This is a genomic window from Idiomarina sp. UBA4206 (genome assembly GCF_002383015.1).
Classification (GTDB): domain Bacteria; phylum Pseudomonadota; class Gammaproteobacteria; order Enterobacterales; family Alteromonadaceae; genus Idiomarina; species Idiomarina abyssalis.
The window spans coordinates 1-249 of record NZ_DFTS01000019.1 but is presented as its reverse complement, the minus strand read 5'-3'; the positions used below and the strand labels follow the sequence as shown (position 1 = coordinate 249).

1 protein-coding gene is annotated in these 249 nt (G+C 46.6%); it reads right to left on the bottom strand.

Annotated elements, in window-relative coordinates; translation table 11 throughout:
• On the bottom strand, window positions 1-249 hold a 249-nt coding region (locus tag B3180_RS03880; protein ID WP_286843232.1), incomplete at both ends, for a 50S ribosomal protein L11 methyltransferase.

The window sequence follows — 249 nt, the reverse complement described above, 5'->3', positions numbered from 1 at the left end:
CTTCAATAACCCCTTCTATTTGTCGCTCCAATATTCCGGATAAGACTAATTGTCCCCCTGGCGCAACGAAGCCAATTATCGTATCGGCAAGTTCACGTAACGGGCCGGCAAGAACATTGGCCAGAACCAAATCAACTTGAGTATTAGGCTGCTGAGTTGGCAGGTAAAGACTGAATTTATCACCGACCTTGTTACGTTCGGCGTTGTCTTTTGTCGCAATCAGGGCTTGCTGGTCAATATCAATACCAG